Origin of the sequence: Klebsiella sp. HMSC16A12 (assembly GCF_001808265.1) — a bacterium.
In the GTDB taxonomy this organism is placed as follows: domain Bacteria; phylum Pseudomonadota; class Gammaproteobacteria; order Enterobacterales; family Enterobacteriaceae; genus Klebsiella; species Klebsiella pneumoniae.
Map to the genome: position 1 here is coordinate 1 of NZ_KV792551.1, position 2,705 is coordinate 2,705.

Annotated in this window: 4 protein-coding genes; all 4 read right to left on the bottom strand. The window is 56.6% G+C overall.

Annotation, left to right across the window (positions count from 1 at the left end; genetic code table 11):
- Positions 1 to 79: 79 nt before the first annotated feature.
- A complete protein-coding gene (locus tag HMPREF3140_RS06335) occupies positions 80 to 643 on the bottom strand; it encodes a methyltransferase (protein WP_070552888.1) in 564 nt (187 codons plus the stop codon).
- Positions 644 to 690: 47 nt separating this feature from the next.
- Positions 691 to 2,046, bottom strand: a complete 1,356-nt coding sequence (locus HMPREF3140_RS06340) for a DUF3560 domain-containing protein (protein WP_014386157.1) — start codon at positions 2,044 to 2,046, stop codon at positions 691 to 693.
- Between the two features lie 51 nt (positions 2,047 to 2,097).
- Complete coding sequence (locus HMPREF3140_RS06345) at positions 2,098 to 2,328, bottom strand: CCDC81 family HU domain 1-containing protein (protein WP_001568051.1); 231 nt, start codon at positions 2,326 to 2,328, stop codon at positions 2,098 to 2,100.
- Positions 2,329 to 2,419: 91 nt separating this feature from the next.
- Positions 2,420 to 2,647 (bottom strand): hypothetical protein, encoded by a 228-nt coding sequence (locus HMPREF3140_RS06350; protein WP_004118469.1) that lies wholly within the window; start codon positions 2,645 to 2,647, stop codon positions 2,420 to 2,422.
- Positions 2,648 to 2,705: the final 58 nt, after the last annotated feature.

Here is a 2,705-nt window from a genome sequence, read left to right on the forward strand (position 1 = left end):
GTTTTCCCGGCGCCGCAGGCGCGCGGTCTTTCGAGGCGCGGCCAGACGGGGACAGGTGCCCCGCCGGCTTAACGTGTCCTCAGACGGTTATTCTGAGGATGGCGGTCGCTACCTCGGTATATGTGAATGTTCCCCGCGGCAACGGCTCCCAGACGTCCGCCAGGGACTCCAGCGCCTTTTGCTGACGCGGCCCGTCCAGACATATGCCCGTCAGAATCCCGCCAGGCTCAAGCAGAGTTAATGCCCGCCGGATATGCCGGATATCATCACCGCGATTAAACGGCGGATTCATGATAATTCGGGTATACCGGCGCTCCGGATGATACTCGAGAAAATCTCCACACCAGATCCGGACCTCCGGGAAATGCGCCTGCAGGTGACGGGCTAACCCGGCGTGCAGCTCCACGGCGTCACACTTCGCCCGGGGGACTGCATCCCTGATCGCCTGCAGTATGGCGCCCGTTCCGGCACTGGGTTCCAGTATGCGATCGGTTTCCCGGACATCAGCCAGCTCAACCAGCCGGCGACATTCCGGGGAGGGGGTGACAAAAAGTTGCGAGCTACCCTGAATTTCAGCGACAGGGGCGCGCCCTTCCAGTTTGTCCCGCATCGCCTGAATACGGTGTTTAAGGTCATGATGCATGAATGTACTCCCTGACCTCCCCGGCAAGATGCCGGGGAGCCTTCCTGTTATTTTTTCGGAATTTCAACGGTTTTCATGTCTGTGATATACACATTCACGAGCGTACAACCGTGCGTCATGCACCGGCGGAAGCGGTAGGCGCCGTGTGTTTCGGTTTCTGCAGCACCCCGCACGCCTTTATAATCAGCGGGTAATTTCGCCCACTCGGCTTTTGTCATTTCCCGGAACCCTTCCCCCGGATAATTGACGATCGGTGGGCGCTTCGCCGCTTTCTTCGCGTCGCTGGCTTCCTCCGCTGTCGGGGCTTTGTAGTCCGTGATACGGTCGGGCGTGAGTTTCATCGTGCCGCTGTAGCCCAGAAAGCGATAACCGGGCGTTTCGACTGAACTCACCTCCCCCTTACTCCGGTTAACCCGGAGAATGGTTAACCATTCTCCCCGGCTCAGTACCTGCCCGCCTGGTTCAAATTCCTGTGTTCGGGTGACAACTCCACCGTTTTCATTGAGCATCGCGCGTTCGTAGGCCAGGCGGTTCTGGTAATGATTAACCCAGCGCTGTTGGTGGTTAATCGTGCGCTCATGACAGCGGATCGCAATATCACGCGCCTGTTCAAAAGTAATGATCTCCTCAGACAGGGCAGAATGGAGAGACATCGAGCCCTCATACTGGCTTTTCTCTGCCGGGCGGGGGTATTTGTCGAGCGTGAAGCAGGCATGAATATGATCATAATTACTGACCAGTAACGCCATTTTCAGATCGAGCGTCTGCGCACGCCACATCGTCATATACTTTTCAGACCGGGCAATGTGCTTTTGGGACTTGCGTAATTCCGCCTCGATTTTTTTGATACGGCGGTAACGCACATCCGGACGCTCCTTGTATTTCGCGTGCCGCAGAGAGGCCTGCGCGCGCTGTTCCCAGTATTCGGCGCGCTCGAACAGCATCACCGCACGTTTCATGCCGTTCTCAATTTTCTGCGCATGCCGGCGCGCGCGGCGCTCGCTGTGGTGGCCTACCAGGATCGGCTGTCCCAGCGGGACAGCCGATGCCAGCGAATCAACATGCGCAAGCGCCTGCTCCGATTCAACCGCCCGCCGGTCACTGTAGTCACTGAACCGCCCGGCGCGCTGCTCCTGGCGATCAAACAGGGTGCTGTCCTCGTCCTCGATATCACCGGCGAGGGAAAGCAGGACATCCTCCCGCCCCGGCGTCCAGGCTGGCGCCACAAAGAGTTCCTGTTTGGGCGCCCAGCGAAAGCCTGCTTTGTTGATCAGGGAATACGTTTCTTCATCGAGCCGTAATGATGCGTAAAGTCGCAATTTATTATCATCGGGTGAATAAGTTGCCCGGTAAGTCTGGCTGACGGTATTTTCCGTCATGATCTGTGCGGTAGTCGGTGTCATTGTGTTTTCTCCTTCCTGCAGTTGCCGCCCCTCGCGGGGCGGCTCACCTCATCAGTTAAATGCGCGTTTCAGTTCCAGCGTGCGGAGTACCTGCCCGAGGGCGGTATTTTTCATCGCGGGGATGTGGACACCGCGCCCTTTGCGGTGACTTCTGGCGATATGACGCCCAAAAGCTCTGAGAGCGGGATCAATCTCAGGTGCGGTGATATCTGCGCGCAGAATGCGCGAATGACGACGGGGCTTTACAGCGCCTGCGGAAGGTGAAAAAATAGAAACGATCATAAAGTTGACTCCTTATGGTAGTTAACGAAGCCGGAAAAACCGTTCGTGCGATTTTTACGGCGTGGGAGAAGCAGGGTTTACCCTGCTTTTTTCATACCTGCGGTTTGCTTCCCGCCTCTTCTTCCTCCTTCTTAACTTGATCGGTAATGTCTTCAGGTGCGCCCAGAAACCAGCCTTTGACGGGTTCACAGCGTTCAATAAACGCTTTTATCGCCCGTTTTCCGGTCGTGGCCTGCACCCGGGTAAACATCGGCAGATTGCCGCTGGCATTGCTTCCCAGAAATGCGATCCGATACGTTCGCAATGAAGGATCCTGCATTTTTCTTTTTCCTGATTTTTAAAGAACATCACCCGTTGAGTTGCCGGGGCCGCGGTTT